Here is a 17,937-nt window from a genome sequence, read left to right on the forward strand (position 1 = left end):
GGAATGACTCCAAATCTTTTTTCGTGATTTATTAAAACTTTCCGATGTCTTCTCTGTAGAAGCCGTAATCGAAATGTACATGTCCTGCATCTTCGTAAACTTTCTTGCGGGCTTCTTCATAAGTAGCTCCTGTAGCTACAACATTCAGAACTCTACCGCCGTTGGAAACCACTTTGTCTCCTTTTCTTACAGCGCCGGCATATAATAGTTTACTGTATTTTAATTTGTCTTCGCCTACAATTTCGAAACCTGTTTCGAAGTTTCTAGGATAGCCTCCCGAACACATAACAAGACAAACTGCTTTTTCGTCTTTAAATGTAAGTTCTATATCTTTTCCTTCCATACAATCCTGAATAACATCAAGAAGATTGTTTTCCATAAGAGCCATCAGCACCTGAGTTTCAGGATCTCCGAATCTCATGTTATATTCAAGAAGATAAGCTCCGTTTTTCGTCACCATTAATCCGAAGAAAATAATTCCTTTAAATCCGAAACCTTCTGCTTTAAGCCCTTTCACTGTAGGCTCTAAAATATTTTTTTCAAAATCTGCATAATGCTCCTGTGTAAATTCAGGGCTTGGTGCTACAGACCCCATTCCTCCGGTGTTAGGTCCGGAATCTCCGTTTCCTGCTTTTTTATAATCTTTAGCAGCAATACAAGGGAAAAGTTTATCACCATTTGAGAAAGCAATAATAGATGCTTCAAATCCCTGTAAATATTCTTCGATAACCAGACGGATCCCTGCATCGCCATAAATTCTTCTGATCATGAAATCATGGATGGTTGCTTCAGCCTCTTCCAGGTTGTCGCAAATTACCACTCCTTTTCCACCCGCTAAACCACTTGCCTTGATTACTAAAGGAAACTGTTGTTTTTGCACATATTCTATAGCTTCATTATATGAATCAAATACGACAGCTTTTGCTGTTTTGATATCATAGGTCTGCATAAATTTCTTAGAGAAAGCCTTACTTCCTTCCAGGCTTGCTACTTTTTGAGTAGGACCGAAAACTTTAAGATCATGTTGCTTAAACTCATCCTTCAAACCAGCTACAAGAGGGGCTTCAGGACCTACAATCGTTAAATCAACTTTTTCTTTAATAGCGAAATCTCTAAGTTCTTTGATTTCTGATAAATGAACATTTTTCCCTATTACATCGGTAGTAGCATTTCCGTTAGCAAAAAACATTTTAGAAATTCTAGGGTCATTCTGAAGCTTTGCAGCTAAAGCAGATTCTCTACCGCCTTCACCTATGATTAATATTCTCATACTTTATTTATTATCTAGTCTAATTTACAAATATATAATTTTCCAATCAAGAAATTAAGTGATTTAGGAATTTAGAGAATACTAATTTCTTAATCGTTTAATTTATTAATTCTATTGAATTAGTGAAAAAAGTGTCTCACTCCTGTAAACATCATTGGGATATTGTGTTCATTGGCAGCTTCTATACTGTCCTGATCTTTCACACTTCCTCCAGGCTGAATAATTGCTGTGATACCTTCCTGAGCGCAGAAATCTACTACATCACGGAAAGGGAAAAATGCATCAGAAGCCAATACTAAATCTCCTGTGAATTTTTCTTTAGCTCTTTCAATAGCCTGTTGTGTAGCCCAAATTCTGTTTACCTGTCCGCCTCCGATTCCGAAAGCCTGGATCCCGTTGGAAACAACAATAGCATTTGACTTCACATATTTCACGACTCTCTGAGAGAAAAGCAATGCTTTTTTCTGCTCTTCTGTAGGCTGTACTTCTGTAACCACCCTGATATCATCAGAGAAATGAGTATCATTATCCTGAACCAAGATACCACCATCCACTTTCACCCAGGTTTGTTTATCAGAAACAGGATTCACGATTTTGATGATTCTTAAGTTTTTCTTTTTTCTTAAAACTTCCAGTGCTTCTTCATCGAACTCCGGAGCCATTACAATCTCAAGGAATGTTTTGTTTAATTCTTCAGCTGTTGCAGCATCAATTTTATAATTCATTGCAACAATTCCGCCAAAGATAGAAACCGGATCACATTCAAATGTTTTCTGGTAAGTTTGCAATGCTGAAGTTCCGATCGCAACCCCGCAAGGTGTTGAGTGTTTCACGGCGCAACAGGCCATTTCTTCTTTGAATTCAGTGACTACTTTCCAGCAAAGATCCATATCACGGAGGTTGTTGAAAGAAAGCTCTTTACCGCCAAGCTGTTCGAAATCTTTCATTGCACCGTTCTCGAAAGTAGAAACATAATAAGCTGCCGTCTGATGAGGGTTTTCACCGTATCTTAAATCAGACACTTTTTTATAAGACGCATTTAAATAGGTGGGATATTCCTCATCTAAAAGCATTCTTGAAATAGCGGCGTCATAAGCTGAAGTAAGGTTAAATACTTTTCCTGCAAGCTTTTTACGTGTTTCAATGTAAGTGTCACCATTCTGCTCCATTTCCAGCTTCACTATTGTATAGTCTTCCACATCGGTAATTACCGTTACAGAATCAAAGTTTTTGGCTGCAGAACGTAGCATTGAAGGACCTCCGATATCGATAAACTCTACCTTTTCATGAAGAGAAATGTTTTTGTTCACATTTTCAAAGAAAGGATAAAGGTTTACGATAACCATGTCAATCAGACCAATTCCGTGTTCCTGAACGGTTTTCATATGCTCTTCGTTGTTACGAACAGCCAATAATCCTCCATGAACTTTCGGGTGTAACGTTTTCACTCGTCCGTCCAGCATTTCAGGGAAATCGGTTACCTCATCAATCTGAATGGGATTTAAACCAGCGTCTTTCAAATGTTTGAACGTGCCTCCTGTGGAGATCAGCTCATAATTCTGGGCCTCCAAAAACTGTGCGAATTCAATTAATCCACTTTTGTCAGAAACACTGATTAAAACTCTCTTTTTACTCATTTTACTTTCAATTTTTTACTTTTCACAGCTATTTCAAACTGTATCCGGGTCTTTCACCTCCGAATTTACTTTTTATTTTACTTAGATTTTTTTTATATCAGTTTCCCAGGACCTTATTGATCGCTAGTGGAAATATCTCATATTCAATCTGGTGAACTTTCCGGGCTAATGTTTCAGCAGTATCATCAGCTGTTACTTCAAAAGATTTCTGAAGAATAGCTTCTCCTTCATCAATACCGGGAGTTACAAAATGTACTGTTGCCCCGCTTTCCGTTTCTTGAGCTTCAATAACAGCATTATGAACGTTCATTCCCCACATTCCTTTTCCGCCGAATTTTGGAAGTAACGCAGGATGAATATTAATAATTTTACCGTTCCAGTTTTCACAAAACTCAGATTTTAAAATAGATAAGAATCCTGCCAATACAATAAGGTCTGTATTTTGCGGAATTACTTTCGCCAGTTCACTGCTGAAGTTTTTTCCTCTCGGAATCAGTAGGGTTTCTATATTGTGATTCTTTGCTCTTTCCAGCCCGAAGCATTCTCTGTCAGCGACTACCAAATTTACTTTTGCATTCTGGATTTCTCCTGCTTCAATGGTATCAATAATTCTCTGCAGATTGGTTCCTGAACCGGATACGAGTACAACAATGTTTTTCATTATTCAGATGGTAGATATCAGATTACAGACTTAATAACGTCTGGTATCTGAAATCTGATGTCATTTAAAATTTCAAATCGATTTTCTCTGCTCCTTCAGTAATTTCTCCGATTTCGTAAGCATCATCTAAAAGGTGTAATACTTTTTCAGCATGTTCGGCGTCTACTACGATTACCATACCTACACCCATATTGAATGTTCCGAACATTTCTTCACGTGCTACGCCACCTCTTTTCTCCAGTTCAAGCATAACGCTAGGGATTCTTACTTTTGCAGCGTCTATAGAAGCACAAAGTCCTTCAGGTATAATTCTCGGAACGTTTTCATAAAGACCGCCTCCTGTAATGTGAGCAATACCACTTACTTTTACTTCTTCTAATACTTTATGAATGTCTTTATAATAGAGTCTTGTAGGAACTAAAAGAGTTTCATATAAAGGCTTTCCTTCAAACTCTTCTTCGAAGTTCGGGAATACCTTTCTTACTAAAGAGAACCCGTTTGAGTGGAATCCTGAGCTTGGTAATGCAATAATTTTATTTCCTGCTTTAATTTTAGTTCCGTCAATAATTTGATCTTTTTCTACGATTCCTACACAGAATCCTGCAACATCATAATCTCCCGGCTGATACATTCCCGGCATTTCAGCAGTTTCTCCGCCGATCAATGCACAGTTGTTATCTTTACAAGCATTTACCATTCCTAAAACGATTTCTGCGGCAATTTCAGAGTCCAGTTTTCCACAAGCTAAGTAATCTAAGAAGAATAAAGGTTTTGCTCCGTGACAAAGGATATCGTTGGCACACATTGCGAAACAGTCGATACCGATAGAGTCGTATTTCTTAGTGTCTAAAGCTACTTTCAATTTTGTTCCTACTCCATCTGTTCCTGAAACAAGAACCGGATTTTTGTATCCCCCGATTTCATAGAAAGCACCAAAACTTCCCAAATGGTTCAATACATTGGCATTGTGGGTTTCTCCGACCGCTTTCTTGATCTTGTCAACCGTTTTGTATCCTTCTTCTTTGTCTACTCCTGCTGATTTGTAAGTGTTGCTCATGTCTGCTTAGATTTTTAGATATTGGATTTCAGATTTCAGATTATTTGAGTCTAGTATCTGCCGTCTGGCATCTTTTTATCTTTTATATTTTTACTTTTTATATTCGATTTAGAAAACAAAAAAGCCGACAATCTTTTCAGATTATCGGCCGTTATTTTATCTCAGAATTTCAGAGCCCACAATTTTCCCTTTATGAGAAAAACATTGTTTATAGGAGGTCTGAATTTTCATCTCTTTTCTTTTTGCAAAAATAGTAATTTTAAATGAATATTCAAATTCTATTTTTCAAGGATTGTTTCAATGGCTGCAATCTTCTTAATTTTCTCCTTTAATTCGCTGTTTTTCTCTTCGTTAGAAATTTTTTGTTCAGCTTTATCAAAGTTATCATTGAAGAAAGGAAGTGAGAAAGTTTCTACCACATTTCCTCCGTGGAAAGGGAAACGCTTAGATGCGGCTTCCAAAACTCCGGCTCCGCCTCTGCCTCCCGGAGATGTAGACATCAATAACATTGGCACTTCATTCCATACGGTTCTGTCCTTGATTCTTGATACCCAGTCGAACACATTTTTAAATGCAGTAGAATAGGTTCCGTTATGTTCTCCCAAAGAAACCAACAACACGTTTGCCCCGTCAATTTTTGCTGCAAAATCATGTGCTTGCTGAGGAACTCCACCTGCCAGTTCTCTTTCATGCTTATAGATTGGCATTTCATAAGGATTTAAATCGATAACGTCTATTTCTGCATTTTCAAATAATGTTGCTGCATAAGCTACCAGTTGTTTATTCATAGAAGTTTCTGAGTTACTCCCTGCTATTGCTAAAATTTTCATATGTAGATATTTTTTATTCATGAAACCTTCATTTCCGTCTCAGGTCCTGATCATTTCATTCTATTTTTAAGGTTACAAATTTAGTTTTTTATTTAAGATAAGATGGCAATTCCATAGGGACTTCCATTAATAATATTTCAGTGTCTTCTGCAGCTTCTATATTAAAACTTTGTGTATCCCAGATTCCCAATCCGTCTCTTTCATTTAAAACACGGTCTCCCACTTTAGCACTTCCTTTTAAAACAAATGCATAGACTCCGTTTTCTTTTTTGTGCAGCATATAATTTTTACCGTTTCCTTTTTTGAAGTTGGCTAAATTGAACCATGCATCCTGATGAATCCAGACTCCGTCATCATTTTTATCCGGTGATAAGATTTGCTGGAATCCATTGATTTTTTCTCCGTCTTTGATACTTTTCTGATCATATCTGGGTTCTACATCCAGTTCTCTTGGAAAAACCCAGATCTGTAGAAATTTCACCTCTTCATCTTTATTTTTATTGTACTCACTGTGTTTCACTCCCGTTCCTGCACTCATCACCTGAATTTCTCCTTTTCTGATCACGGCTGTAGTTCCCATGGAATCTTTATGCTCCAGATCTCCCTCCAAAGGAATAGATATAATTTCCATATCTCTATGAGGGTGTGTTCCGAATCCCATTCCCTGTGAAACGGTGTCATCATTCAATACTCTTAAAACACCAAAATTCGTTCTGTCTCTGTTCTGATAGTTCGCAAAACTGAATGTGTGGTAAGAATTTAACCATCCGTGGTTGGCATGGCCTCTTGAATCTGCTTTATGATATACTGTTTTCATTTCTGTGATTATTTTATGGTACAAATGTACGGGATGTCATAAGAAAAGAAGTTGATGTAGGATAAGAAAGGATTTTCATTATAAATTTGAGGTCATTCAGCTTTTATTATAGCCTTCATTAAGCATTGTTGTATACAGGTTCTGGCTAAAGCCAATCGGTACATATTTGAATACAACAGCGGGCTAAAGCCCGCTTCTATTGCTTTTTAACATTCCATATTATCGTTTTTTTCTTAGAATGCGTCTTTTATTCTGGAGTCTCGTTTAAGATAAAAAAACAACATACAGATCAACAGCATAAAAGCTGTCAGAATTTCAAGAATAACAGATATCTGATTTGAAAAATACCCTAAAACATTGGTAGCGGCTCCAGTTCCTATTTGATTCGCTGCCATCAAAAAACCGGAAACAACCACTGAGTATGCAGGAAACTCTACGGTTCCCCAGCCAATTGAGCCGGGAAATATACTTCCCATAAAAAAACCTATCAGAAACATTATCAATAAAAGAACATGAATACCAGGATCTACTAATAAGAATCCAAGCACAACGGCTACACAAAGCGGAGAAATAAGAAAAAAGAAGGATAAATCATATCTTTTTGCCAATATTCCGAACAAAAGACGGTTCAAAGCGATTCCTCCCCAAAATAAAGACAATCCTAGACTTGCTTTATTATTATCCAGTCCTTTATCTCTAAGAATAATCCCTCCGAAGCTTCCAAAAGTTCCTTCTATACACCCGTATAAAATAATTACTGCAAAAAACACCCATAGTTTCGCCGGAATCCGGAAATGATCAGGAAGTCGGAAAAATTTTCCTTTTTCAATTTTTAAAAACAGAAAGAGGATAAATACAATACTCACTGCTACAAATATACCTGCGGGAACATACCTCCAGTTTTTAACGTCTCCAATCAGATTCATCATTAAAGGCGAAGTGGATGTACCCAATCCCACCAGAAACTGAAGGATTAAAATCGCTGAGGAATTTTCTTTTTCAAATAAACTTGCTGCTAAGGGATTTAATGTGGTAATAGCCAATCCAAATCCTGTTCCTGTAAAAGCTACCAAAACCATTAATAAGGAAAATAATGATGATTTTACGCCAACAAAATAATGCATTGCCCACAAGGCACCTGTTGACACCAACATCAGCACAATACCTATAGTCAAAACCCTTTTCGGTCCCCATTGATTTACAAGAAATGGAGCTCCCAAACATGAAAGAATGATACAGATCACCTGAGGAATAAAAAGATTTCCAAACTGAGACGGGGAAAGCCCAAATAGAGAAGGATCTGTAAAAGCTGTTCCCAATGCTGGAAAAACCACAAAATTAACTCCTGTCAGAAAGGCCAATAAAAAAACGATTATAATGATGAATTTTTCGGAATTCATACTTTTATTTCAAAATATTGTTCTTAAGATAGCTGCCCACTCTTAATGCCATGGCAATAATCGTAAGCGCGGGATTCACAGCACCGCTTGAAACAAAAAAGCCCCCATCCACGATGTATAGGTTTTCCAGATCATGAGTTTTACAATTGACATCCACTACGGATGTTTCAGGATCCAGTCCCATTTTTGTTGTTCCGTTTTGATGAGCCGGAGAGGCAATATTCATCCCTTTACTGAAATAGTATCCTTTAAACAGAAAGCTTTCAAATTTTCCTGATGCTTTCAAAGCCTTAATTAACTCTGCTTTGAGCAGCTCATGACCTTTTTGATTATTATCCGTATAGCTTATTTTAATTTGTCCGTTTTCTACTGTCACTCTGTTTTCGGGATCCGGTAAATCTTCTGAGGTAAGCCAGAAATCAACGGCATGCTTTGCCATTAATTCGAAAGTAAAACCGGGAGCAGGTACAGGACTGTCTGCTTTAATCTGATTTTCATCTGACTTACCCAGCATCTGGATATGCCCCAGTGGAAATTCATATCCTCTGGCGGCATGGTAGAAATCATTGATTCCAAAGGTTTTTCCAAATTTAGTAGGATTGAGTTCCGTGTACAGTGCTATTAATGCGGTATTCTGATGAAACATATAATTTCTGCCCACCTGATCTGAATGATTAGCCAGTCCATTGGGGAAGTGTTCATTTTTACTTTCCAGCAGTAATGCAGCAGAATTAACCGCACCTGCTGAGAGAATAACAAGATCAGCCGTCAGTATTTCTGACGTTCCGTTTCGTTCTATAATCACTTCAGTAATTTTCTTCCCTAAGCTATCTGTATTTAGTTTAGTAACCTTTGCATGAGTCATTAATTCAACATTGGGATATTCCAGCGCTTTTGACAATGCACAAAGATGAGCATCTCCCTTTCTTTCAGATGCATCAGGAAAACCATCGAAGCGGTCTAAAGTATAGGGAGCATTAGCTGTAGAATGAGGACTAAAATTGACTCCGACCGGTAGCTCAAAAGGCTGTAAGCCATAACCGGTAAGTTCGTCAAAAATCTCCTGAATCCTCGGTTCATGAGGCAATGGCGGATTAGGGTAAGGTTCGGAGTCAAAAGGTTCTGTAGGATCAGACCCTCTTTTACCGTGTACATGAAACAGTTTTTCAGCTTCAAGATAATATTCTTTTAAATCTTCATACTGAATAGGCCATGCAGGAGATACACCTCCATAATGCTGAATTTCTTTAAAGTCTTCTTCCCTCAGACGAAACAAAGCTGCTCCGTAAAATTTGGTATTTCCTCCTACATTATAGTGCATTCCGGGGCGAAAAGATTGTCCATGTTTATCCAGCCAGATTTCTGTAGTGGTATATCTGTTTTTCAGAAAAACTTCTTCGGAACTCCAGTTTTCTTTTTCTACGGGAACATAATCTCCTCTTTCAAGAATTAATATTTTCTTACCGCTATCAGCCAATTTATAAGCCATAGCAGAACCTCCAGCTCCAGTTCCTATGATGATAATATCGTACATTTATTAGAATTTGGTAACTCTAATTTAGAGATAAAAAAAGCAGAATCAGCTTAACAAAATGTTAATTTTCAATCTATTGAATCTATTTGAAATATAAAAACTGATGCTAAGTTTATATAAGACATTTTATTTCTCACAGATCACACAGATTTCGTAGATTTTCACCTGAGTAATAAGGGATTACTCAATTTAATTTTTAATCCAATCTGCGAGGCGATCAAACAACATATTGAAAAATGATATAGGTTTTGGCTAAAGCCGCTTGAGGATATATAAAATATGAAAGCGGGCTAAAGCCCGCTTTTATTGAATTTTAATACTATTATTTTATCGACATTACGACTGTCGTTTGTCGACTTTTTATATGTCACTAAAAATGCACCTGTTTAATTTCTTCTTCAATCTCCTTTGGAGTTTCATTTTCTGATTTCACAAAAAGCATCGTTACCAAAGCTCCGATCAGCATGCAGACTCCTCCTACCACGACATAATCCATAGCCTGTTTACCAAAGATTCCACTTACAACCGGTCCTCCAAACAACCCGTTAATGATTTGCGGAATAACGATAAAGAAATTGAAGATTCCCATATAAACACCCATTTTTCTCTGTGGAATTACTTCTATCAACATTGCGTAAGGCATTGCCAGAATGCTTGCCCAGGCAAATCCTAATCCGATCATTGAGATCCATAAATTATCTACATTTCTGATGAAATACATGGAGATCAATCCTAATCCGCCACACAACAAAGCTAAGGCATGGGTTTGCTTTTTACCGATCCATTTAGCAATAGGAGTTAATAAAAAAGCAAATGGGATTGCCCAGAGGTTATACATTCCAAAGAGTTTCCCCGTTAAATCTCCGGCATCATTGAATTCCTTTGAGTGGGTATCTTCCGGAGAAAGACCTAAATGATGAGTAGCCAGCGCACTGGTAGTAAACACCCACATCGTAAACAGAGCAAACCATGAGAAAAACTGAACAATACCCAGCTTTTTCATCTGTGCAGGAATGGCTGCAAAATCTTTAAAAATATCTGAAAATTTAGATTTTTCATGTTCTATTTCTTTGCCATCTTCAAACGCTGCAAATTCTTCCGGAGAATATTCTTTAGTAGTAACGATGGTGTACAGAATAGAAATAATCAGCAATACTGCTCCTACATAAAACGAATAGATTACGTTATCAGCAACAAAACCTTTAGGCGCAACATTAGAAACGCCTAGTTTTGTAAGCCAATCCGGCAGGTAGGACCCCAATACTGCTCCAAATCCGATCAGAATCGTTTGCACGGAAAAACCTACGGTTCCCTGATGTTTTGGAAGCATATCTCCCACTAATGCACGAAAAGGTTCCATTGCAACGTTCACTGAGGCATCCATCATGGCCAGGAAAATCACAGCTAATAAAAGTGCATTCGCAGCAAACATCTGGGTTACAGAAGCTGCATTAGGAAGCAACACCAATCCTATCGCACATAAGATGGCTCCAATCAGAAAATAAGGTTTTCTTCTTCCTAAAGGACTCCAGGTATTATCTCCCATGTGGCCAATAATAGGCTGAACTATAAGTCCTGTAATCGGAGCTACCAGCCAGAACCACGACAGTTCGTGAACATCCGCTCCTAAATTGGCAAGAATACGGCTTGCATTCCCGTTCTGTAAACCAAAAGCCATCTGAATTCCCAGAAATCCCATACTCATATTAATAATCTGGAGCATGGATAAATCCGGTTTTTTTCTTCTTTCAAATGCGCCCGAATTATATTTTCCTGCCGTTTCTGCCATTATGACTTCAGTTTTTGGATTAAAGCATCTTCGATGGGTGCTTTTTCAGGAACCACTTTATCTACCACTTCATTAGGAACTGTCATGGAAAGTACATACTGTTTTACCTTCCAGTTTCCGTTGATCTTTTCTACGACTCCTGAGCCTCTGCAGATTTTCATCTGGGTATCCAGTAATTCATCAAACCAAGCCAGCTTCCCGTCGTTACTGAAATAAATATTTCTTTTAAGGGAAGTAAAATTCCAGGTTTTCTTTTTATCGAAATGGGGTTTTGCCCATACCATAAATTCTTTTTTATTCCAAATTTCTGTAGCATCCGTTCCGATAAACGTAGATTCATCTGCAAAATAATTAAAATAGGCTGTATAATCTGCTTTAGCTGCTGCTGTATTGAAAGCATCCAACATAGCTCCTATTTCAGTCTTTTCTTTTTCAAATCCTTTTTTTGACTGTGCTGAAAGTACAGAAAATCCGAATAAAAACAGGATTAGCGTATGAATGGTTAGTAATTTTTTCATAGGTTAGTTATAGATTGTTTTTTAAGTCGTATAGAATCCCTTATCTTAGAGCTTTGGGATTATTCTTCAAGTTCAATGATCAGTGGTGTTTTCGCAGGAATTGTCATTGTATTTTGCAGACTGAATTCTTTTCCCGAAATCACTTCTTTTCCTTTTGAAAATCCTTTTAGTGATTCTTCAAAGCGCTTTAGGTTTAACGTTTCATCTTTTTCATTATTGTTAATGATCACCATGACTGCTTCTTTTTCATTATATCTGAAATAGGTAAAGATTCCGTCCTGAGGAACATAATTTTTCGTTTTCCCGTTGTGAATTACCTCTTTGCCTTTTCTCCAATTCAGCAATTTCCGGGTAAACCGGAAGAATTCTTTTTGTTCAGCAGTTTGTTCTGAAGGGTTGAATGCATTTCTCTGATCAGACTTCCAGCCCCCCGGAAAGTCTCTTCTGATGTCTGCATCTCCTCCTTTTTCTTTATCACCACGCATTCCGATTTCGGATCCGTAATAAATCTGTGGGATTCCGCGAACCGTAGCAATCAGAGCTAATCCTGTTTTGTATGCTTTTGGATCTGCCTTGAAGATTTCGTTCCATCTTTCTGTATCATGATTTTCAAAGAATACCATTACATTATTGATATCCGGATAAAGAAAATCACTGGTAAAAGAATCATAAATTTTTATCAAACCGGTATTCCAGCCTTCTTTTTCTTTTAAAGCTTTGGGTAAATCTCCAAACAACATAAAGTCCATTACCGACGGAAGGTTTGAATTATATCCTGCTGCTTCTCCGGTTTTTGAGTTTTTCTGCCATGCCGAGATCTGTCCTGCTGTGTAAAGCCATGTTTCTCCTACAATATTAAATTTCGGATATTCATCTGTAATCGCTTTGGCCCACTTTGCCATAGCCTCTTTATCGTTATAGGGATAGGTGTCTACTCTGAATCCGCCCAGTTCAGCATATTCAATCCACCAGATTGCATTCTGGGTTAAATATTTTAAAACCAAAGGATTTTTCTGATTGATATCCGGCATTGTCTTATCAAACCATCCGTCCAGAGCCGATCTTTTATCAATATCAGATGCGTTGGTATCAAACTGGGTTGTTGTTTTATAATTGGATCTTTTGAATCCGTTTTCGCCGTCGTTAAACCAGTGGATCCAGTCTTTTGCAGGAAGATCTTTGATCATCCAGTGAGAAATACCCCAGTGATTGGTTACATAATCCATCACCAGTTTCATATTTCTTTTATTCAGTTCACGGGAAAGATTTCTGTACTCTTCGTTGGTCCCGTAGCGGGCATCAATTTTATACAGATCGGTCTGAGCATAGCCATGATAGGAATACACTTTTTCATTGTCTTCGTTCACGGGTGTTAACCACACAGCCGTTGCACCAAGATTCTGAATATAATCTAGATTATTTATAATTCCCCGGAGGTCTCCGCCATGCCTTCCGTTAGGTAGGCTACGATTAGCTTTTTCAGTCAGGCCTAAAACAGAGTCATTTTTTTCATCTCCATTGGCAAAACGATCAGGCATGATGAGGTACATTACATCCTTTGAAGTATAGGATTCCCTGTCTGCAGATCCGGAATTCCTCTGTTTCAATTCATAAGAGTAAGAACCAAGATTCTTTTTACCTTTTTGAACATTGATGGTAAACTTCGGAACATTAATTTCATCAGTATTGACTGTAATGAAAATATAATTTGGATTATCTACCTTCTGAATGTCCTTGATTTGTATACCATTTGACAAACTGATGTCATTATTGGCAATTCCTTTTCCATAAACAAGAATCTGAAGTTCAGGATTTTTCATTCCCTTCCACCAGAAAGCCGGTTCTACCTTTTCCAATGTTTTTGATTGTGAAAAAGCAAATGAAGCTATGGAAAGAGTGAGTGCTGCATATATTGTCTTCATATTAGAGTTCAATTTAGCATTAAATTTTTATATATTCTTACCACTTATTAGAATTCATCACTTTTATTTTATTTTTTAATTAAAAAGTCCAAATACAATGTATTTAGACTTTTTATTCAGTTGATCAAATCAAAACTGTATATCTGAAGATTAATAATTCCCAGCAAACTAACCACTATAAAGAAATTACAATTTTACCAATCATATTACCACTTTCCAGTCTTTGATATGCGCTTACTACCTCTTCTAAAGTATATATTGTATCAATAACCGGATGAATATTATTCACTTCAATAGCACGATTCATTTTCGAAAAACTTTCAGCATCTCCTGTAGCAAGCCCTTGAATTCGGATAAATGACAAATTAATGGAATGTTTATGGATATCAATAGGCAATCCAGATCCTGATATAAAACCTGCTGTTGCCAGAAAGCCGTTTTCTTTAAGAGCCAATAAAGATTGTTCTATAGTCTTTGTCCCTGCAATATCTAAAGTTATATCTACTCCTTTTCCGTCATTTAGACGTAAAACTTCCTGATGCCAATCAGGATATTGAATATAATTAACCACTGCATCTGCTCCCAATTGTAATAACTTTTGTGCTTTTTGTTCAGTGCTTGTAGTCGCTATTACTTTTGCTCCTGCAGCCTTTGCCAACTGCAGTGCAAAAATAGAAACACCTCCGGTGCCTTGTGTTAGAACAGTTTGCCCCAACTGAAGTTTGGCCTGATTAAACAATGCGTACCAGGCTGTTAAAGCTGCAATAGGTAAAGTAGATACTTCTTCAAAACTTAGGTTTTCAGGAGCTTTTACAATTCCATATTCAGGAAGGCATACATATTCTGCCAAAACGCCCTGGGTTTGCCATGCAACTCTTGTATTGTGTTCTGCATTAAAGTCCCCTTTGATCCAATTCTGTACATATTGAACAGCTACCCGGTCACCAGCTTTCCATCCTTTAACGTCTTCTCCTAATTCTTCAATAATCCCTGCACCATCTGAGGCAGGTGTATAAGGAAAACCGGGAAGTTTATTGCCAAAGTTACCATTTGCCAATAAAATGTCCAGGTAATTCAATGAAACAGCTTTTATACGAACCAATACTTCCCCGCGTTTGGGACTTGGTTTCTTAACGTCTTCTATTTTTAAATTTTCAATGCCGAATTGGCTTAACTGTACTGCTTTCATACATCTTTTATTTTTCAACAAAATTGAAGATGTTCAGCTCAAAAACAAGGTAATATTGTTTGATAAAACAGTAAGATTATTGGAAATTAACTTTTGAAAATCAAAAAATAATAATTTTGTATCATGGATGTAATGCACGATACCTTTTCAATTGAAATCGTTGAATACGATGAATGGAAAAACAGAAACCGCAAAAACAATTATTTTGAATTGGTTTATATTCTCAATGGCAAAGGTTTTCATAGAGTAAATGATACAGACTACGCTTATGAAAAAAGCGGTATCTTTCTACTGCCTGCAGCTAAATGTCATCAATACATCATTGAAAAACCCACCCGTTTTTTGTTCATTAGGTTTGTAGGATCTTATTTTCTGCCTGATTCTAATAGTTATATTGATTACAGCAACTGGTTTAGCCGTTTAAATTTTATTATGGGTAACCATCATCATCTTGCAGGAGAGCTCATCAACCATCCTGATGATAAAAAACAACTGAAAAGGCTATTAGATGTTATCCTGTATGAGTACAATCAAAAAGATATTTGCTCTGCATTTATCATTCAAAATATATTAGTATCCGTACTTGCAGTTATTTGCAGAAATATTCAACACCGGAACTGGGGTGGAAGAACTTTTAATGATGATAAGTTTGTTGATCTGCTCAACTTTATCAGTTTCAACATTCTGGATCCACAAAAATTAAGTGTAAAATATTTGTCTCAGCAGTTTCATATTTCCGAAACTTACTTTAGTGAATATTTTAAACGAAATTCTTCAGAAAGATTTCAAGACTATTTATTAAAGTCTAAATTAAGAATTGCCCAATCCAGGGCAAAGTTTACTGATCTTCCTATACAGGAAATTGCTTTAGATCTGGGATTTACAGACAGCAGCCATCTTAACAGAATGATGAAAAATCATTTTGGAAAAGGGATGCGTGAAATAAGAAAAGAAATGCAGGAATAGGTTATTTCTATTTTAAACAATTAGATATATCACAAAAACCTTTATTAATTTTTTCATATTTTATCAAAAGTCAATAAAATGTACCTAAACAAAAACAAGATTTAATACAAAATAACATAATTTATGTTTAGTTTTACAGAAAAAAATGTTTGATTTTAGTAAAATGTTTGAAAGTGATGGGCCGGATATTGTGTATCCCTGGGCTATTCCTATGTTTGCGGGTATTATCTTTATAGAGATGGCCTATAGCCATTTCAATAAAGAAAAGCTTTATGAAACCAAAGATGTGGCTACCAATGTACTCTTAGCCCTTTTAAATTATAGCCTGGATATCATCATGAAAGGGTTCTCTATGCTGGTCATGATGTTCTTTTACTATCATCGTATTTTTGATTGGGAAGTTGGGATATGGTACTGGATTGCGGTATTTCTGGCTCAGGATTTTGCCTATTACGTCCATCATTATGTAGATCATCATTCCCGTGTATTCTGGGCAGTACATATTACCCATCATAATTCTGATTATTTCAATATTACTACAGGATTCAGAAGTCCTGTATTTCAGCCTTTGTACAGATATTTATTCTTCTCCCCTCTGGCATTCATAGGATTTCACCCTCTGCATGTTATGGTAGCTTATTCTGCTATTCAGATCTATGGAACTTTCGTCCATACACAATCCATCAAAAGTATGGGCTTTCTGGAATATATTCTGGTAACGCCTTCCCACCACCGTGTACATCACGCGTGTAATATCAAATACCTGGACCGTAATATGGGTATGGGCCTGATTATCTGGGATAAAATCTTCGGGACCTTTGAAAAAGAAGATCCTGAAGTACCGGTTAAGTATGGAATATATCCTAAAATGGAGTCTAAAGACCCTGCCACAGTTCTGTTTTACGAATGGAGAAGAATAGGAAAAGATATCAGACAACCCGGCATTTCTTTTATAACCAGAATAAAATATCTTTTTTATTCACCGGGATGGAGACATGACGGTACCGGAAAAACGGTTAAACAGTATCAAAAGGAATACAGTGAAAAAATAAAAAAGAAACAGCAACCCACTGTACCTCAACAGTCTGAAACCTCAGAACCTGAATACATTTCAAGTTAGAGTAAAAAATCCTTAAAGACGGAAGCCTTTAAGGATTTTTTATTTGAGCTATTTCTTTATACCGGCTTATTATTGTTTTTCAATATAGCCTTCATTAAACAATGTATTGGGCTTTATATAAACAGTATTAGTCTGAAAATCCAGAAAAACATTAAACCTTTTAAGAATTTCATTTCCCAGAATATTCATTTTTTTATCATTAACCGGTCTGCTTTCAGAAAGCAACTGGGCCGGAATATTGTTGAGGCTGTATTTACCCAGACTAAGGGTTTCAAGATTGGCGGTAACAACCGGAATTTCGTTTCCTTTAGCTCCTCTCATCATCACTTTCTTTATAACCTTCATCTTATCGGTAGGAAATTTTTGTTCTCTTAGTAAAGGACCATCCAGCATTACGGTTCTCTGATAACCGGTATCAAACAGGAACCAATCTTTATTTTTCACAGCCCCCTGTTGTATTGTTGTTTCTACAAAAAATAATTTATCATAAAAAGTAAGGTTTAATTTTTCATACGCTTTATCTTTTCTCACTTTTTCCGGAAGCTGAGAATGTACAATCATATTTCCCAGGTCATAATTAAGCTCTACCACCATTCCATCAAAGAGATCCCAGCCAAATCTTCCATCTGTACCATGTCCTGTCAGTTCTACTTTATAAATTCTGAAATCCTGATATTTTTTATTTCCGAGAGACAGAATATTTACGCCTGATTTTAAGGATTGTTTAATTTTATTCTGTAAAGCTTCCTGAGTAAGAGAGAGGTTACTGCTTCCCGTATCGAAATTCAATGTAAGAGAGTCTGTTTTGTTTAGAGCTGCTTTTACAAACATTGTATTCTGTTCGTTAATTCCCATACGTATAGTATCATGGAAAGCAGGCTTTACACTACTAAAATCTTTAGAGGGTGCACACTCAATCCTTGTCATACATGAATCTTTGCCTTTCAGAAGTATAATAAAATCTTTTTTCTCACCTTTTTTTATTGTTATTCTGAGGGAATCAATATCTGTTTTCACCTTTATTATTTTCGAGCTGTTTACCATTCTGGAAACAGTATAGATATCAGGTTTTAGAGACGGATCAATATTCCAGTCTGTTTTCAGGCCATTATCTTCTTCAATGAAAATTGCTTTGGAAGAATTGGCCTTCAATATGGGAAGTTTTTTCTGAGCCATTATCTGAAGGATTGAAAAAAATGATACTAAAAAAGCCAGTGTATATTTCAT

General features: G+C 36.7%; 15 protein-coding genes. 2 read left to right on the forward strand and 13 right to left on the reverse strand.

Translation table 11 applies throughout. The annotated features are described in order from the left end of the window. Positions 1–31: 31 nt before the first annotated feature. From purD to JO178_RS03355, 12 genes are all read right to left on the reverse strand, one after another. A complete protein-coding gene (purD, locus tag JO178_RS03300) occupies positions 32–1,270 on the reverse strand; it encodes a phosphoribosylamine--glycine ligase (RefSeq protein ID WP_291931565.1) in 1,239 nt (412 codons plus the stop codon). Between the two features lie 119 nt (positions 1,271–1,389). Then, positions 1,390–2,907, reverse strand: coding sequence for a bifunctional phosphoribosylaminoimidazolecarboxamide formyltransferase/IMP cyclohydrolase (gene purH / locus JO178_RS03305; RefSeq protein ID WP_291931568.1), 1,518 nt, complete (start codon positions 2,905–2,907; stop codon positions 1,390–1,392). 97 nt (positions 2,908–3,004) lie between these two features. Beyond that, positions 3,005–3,568, reverse strand: a complete 564-nt coding sequence (gene purN, locus JO178_RS03310) for a phosphoribosylglycinamide formyltransferase (protein ID WP_291931571.1) — start codon at positions 3,566–3,568, stop codon at positions 3,005–3,007. 64 nt (positions 3,569–3,632) lie between these two features. After that, complete coding sequence (gene purM, locus JO178_RS03315) at positions 3,633–4,625, reverse strand: phosphoribosylformylglycinamidine cyclo-ligase (protein WP_291931574.1); 993 nt, start codon at positions 4,623–4,625, stop codon at positions 3,633–3,635. Positions 4,626–4,903: 278 nt separating this feature from the next. Continuing rightward, positions 4,904–5,455 (reverse strand): NAD(P)H-dependent oxidoreductase, encoded by a 552-nt coding sequence (locus JO178_RS03320; protein ID WP_291931577.1) that lies wholly within the window; start codon positions 5,453–5,455, stop codon positions 4,904–4,906. Between the two features lie 88 nt (positions 5,456–5,543). Further along, positions 5,544–6,272, reverse strand: coding sequence for a pirin family protein (locus JO178_RS03325; RefSeq protein ID WP_291931580.1), 729 nt, complete (start codon positions 6,270–6,272; stop codon positions 5,544–5,546). Positions 6,273–6,505: 233 nt separating this feature from the next. After that, a complete protein-coding gene (locus JO178_RS03330; RefSeq protein ID WP_291931583.1) occupies positions 6,506–7,672 on the reverse strand; it encodes an MFS transporter in 1,167 nt (388 codons plus the stop codon). Positions 7,673–7,676: 4 nt separating this feature from the next. Continuing rightward, positions 7,677–9,206, reverse strand: coding sequence for a GMC family oxidoreductase (locus JO178_RS03335; protein ID WP_291931586.1), 1,530 nt, complete (start codon positions 9,204–9,206; stop codon positions 7,677–7,679). Positions 9,207–9,576: 370 nt separating this feature from the next. Continuing rightward, the gene (locus tag JO178_RS03340; protein WP_291931591.1) at positions 9,577–10,995 is read right to left on the reverse strand and encodes an MFS transporter; all 1,419 of its coding nucleotides are present in this window, start codon (positions 10,993–10,995) and stop codon (positions 9,577–9,579) included. Further along, a complete protein-coding gene (locus tag JO178_RS03345) occupies positions 10,995–11,513 on the reverse strand; it encodes a nuclear transport factor 2 family protein (RefSeq protein WP_291931594.1) in 519 nt (172 codons plus the stop codon). Before JO178_RS03345 ends, JO178_RS03340 begins: the two co-directional genes overlap by 1 nt. A gap of 59 nt (positions 11,514–11,572) precedes the next feature. Next, entirely contained in the window at positions 11,573–13,435 is a 1,863-nt protein-coding gene (locus tag JO178_RS03350) for a glycoside hydrolase family 13 protein (RefSeq protein WP_291931597.1), read from the reverse strand. 175 nt (positions 13,436–13,610) lie between these two features. Further along, complete coding sequence (locus JO178_RS03355) at positions 13,611–14,624, reverse strand: NAD(P)-dependent alcohol dehydrogenase (protein WP_291931600.1); 1,014 nt, start codon at positions 14,622–14,624, stop codon at positions 13,611–13,613. 123 nt (positions 14,625–14,747) lie between these two features. On the opposite strand from JO178_RS03355, the gene JO178_RS03360 reads away from it, so the two are divergent. Both JO178_RS03360 and JO178_RS03365 read left to right on the forward strand, forming a co-directional pair. Beyond that, the gene (locus tag JO178_RS03360) at positions 14,748–15,590 is read left to right on the forward strand and encodes an AraC family transcriptional regulator (RefSeq protein ID WP_291931603.1); all 843 of its coding nucleotides are present in this window, start codon (positions 14,748–14,750) and stop codon (positions 15,588–15,590) included. A 145-nt stretch (positions 15,591–15,735) separates the two neighbouring features. Further along, the gene (locus JO178_RS03365; protein WP_291931606.1) at positions 15,736–16,710 is read left to right on the forward strand and encodes a sterol desaturase family protein; all 975 of its coding nucleotides are present in this window, start codon (positions 15,736–15,738) and stop codon (positions 16,708–16,710) included. Positions 16,711–16,779: 69 nt separating this feature from the next. On the opposite strand, the gene JO178_RS03370 is transcribed toward JO178_RS03365, so the two are convergent. Further along, positions 16,780–17,886, reverse strand: a complete 1,107-nt coding sequence (locus JO178_RS03370) for an aspartyl protease family protein (protein ID WP_291931609.1) — start codon at positions 17,884–17,886, stop codon at positions 16,780–16,782. Positions 17,887–17,937: the final 51 nt, after the last annotated feature.

Origin of the sequence: Chryseobacterium sp. (assembly GCF_019236175.1) — a bacterium.
Lineage (GTDB): Bacteria > Bacteroidota > Bacteroidia > Flavobacteriales > Weeksellaceae > Chryseobacterium.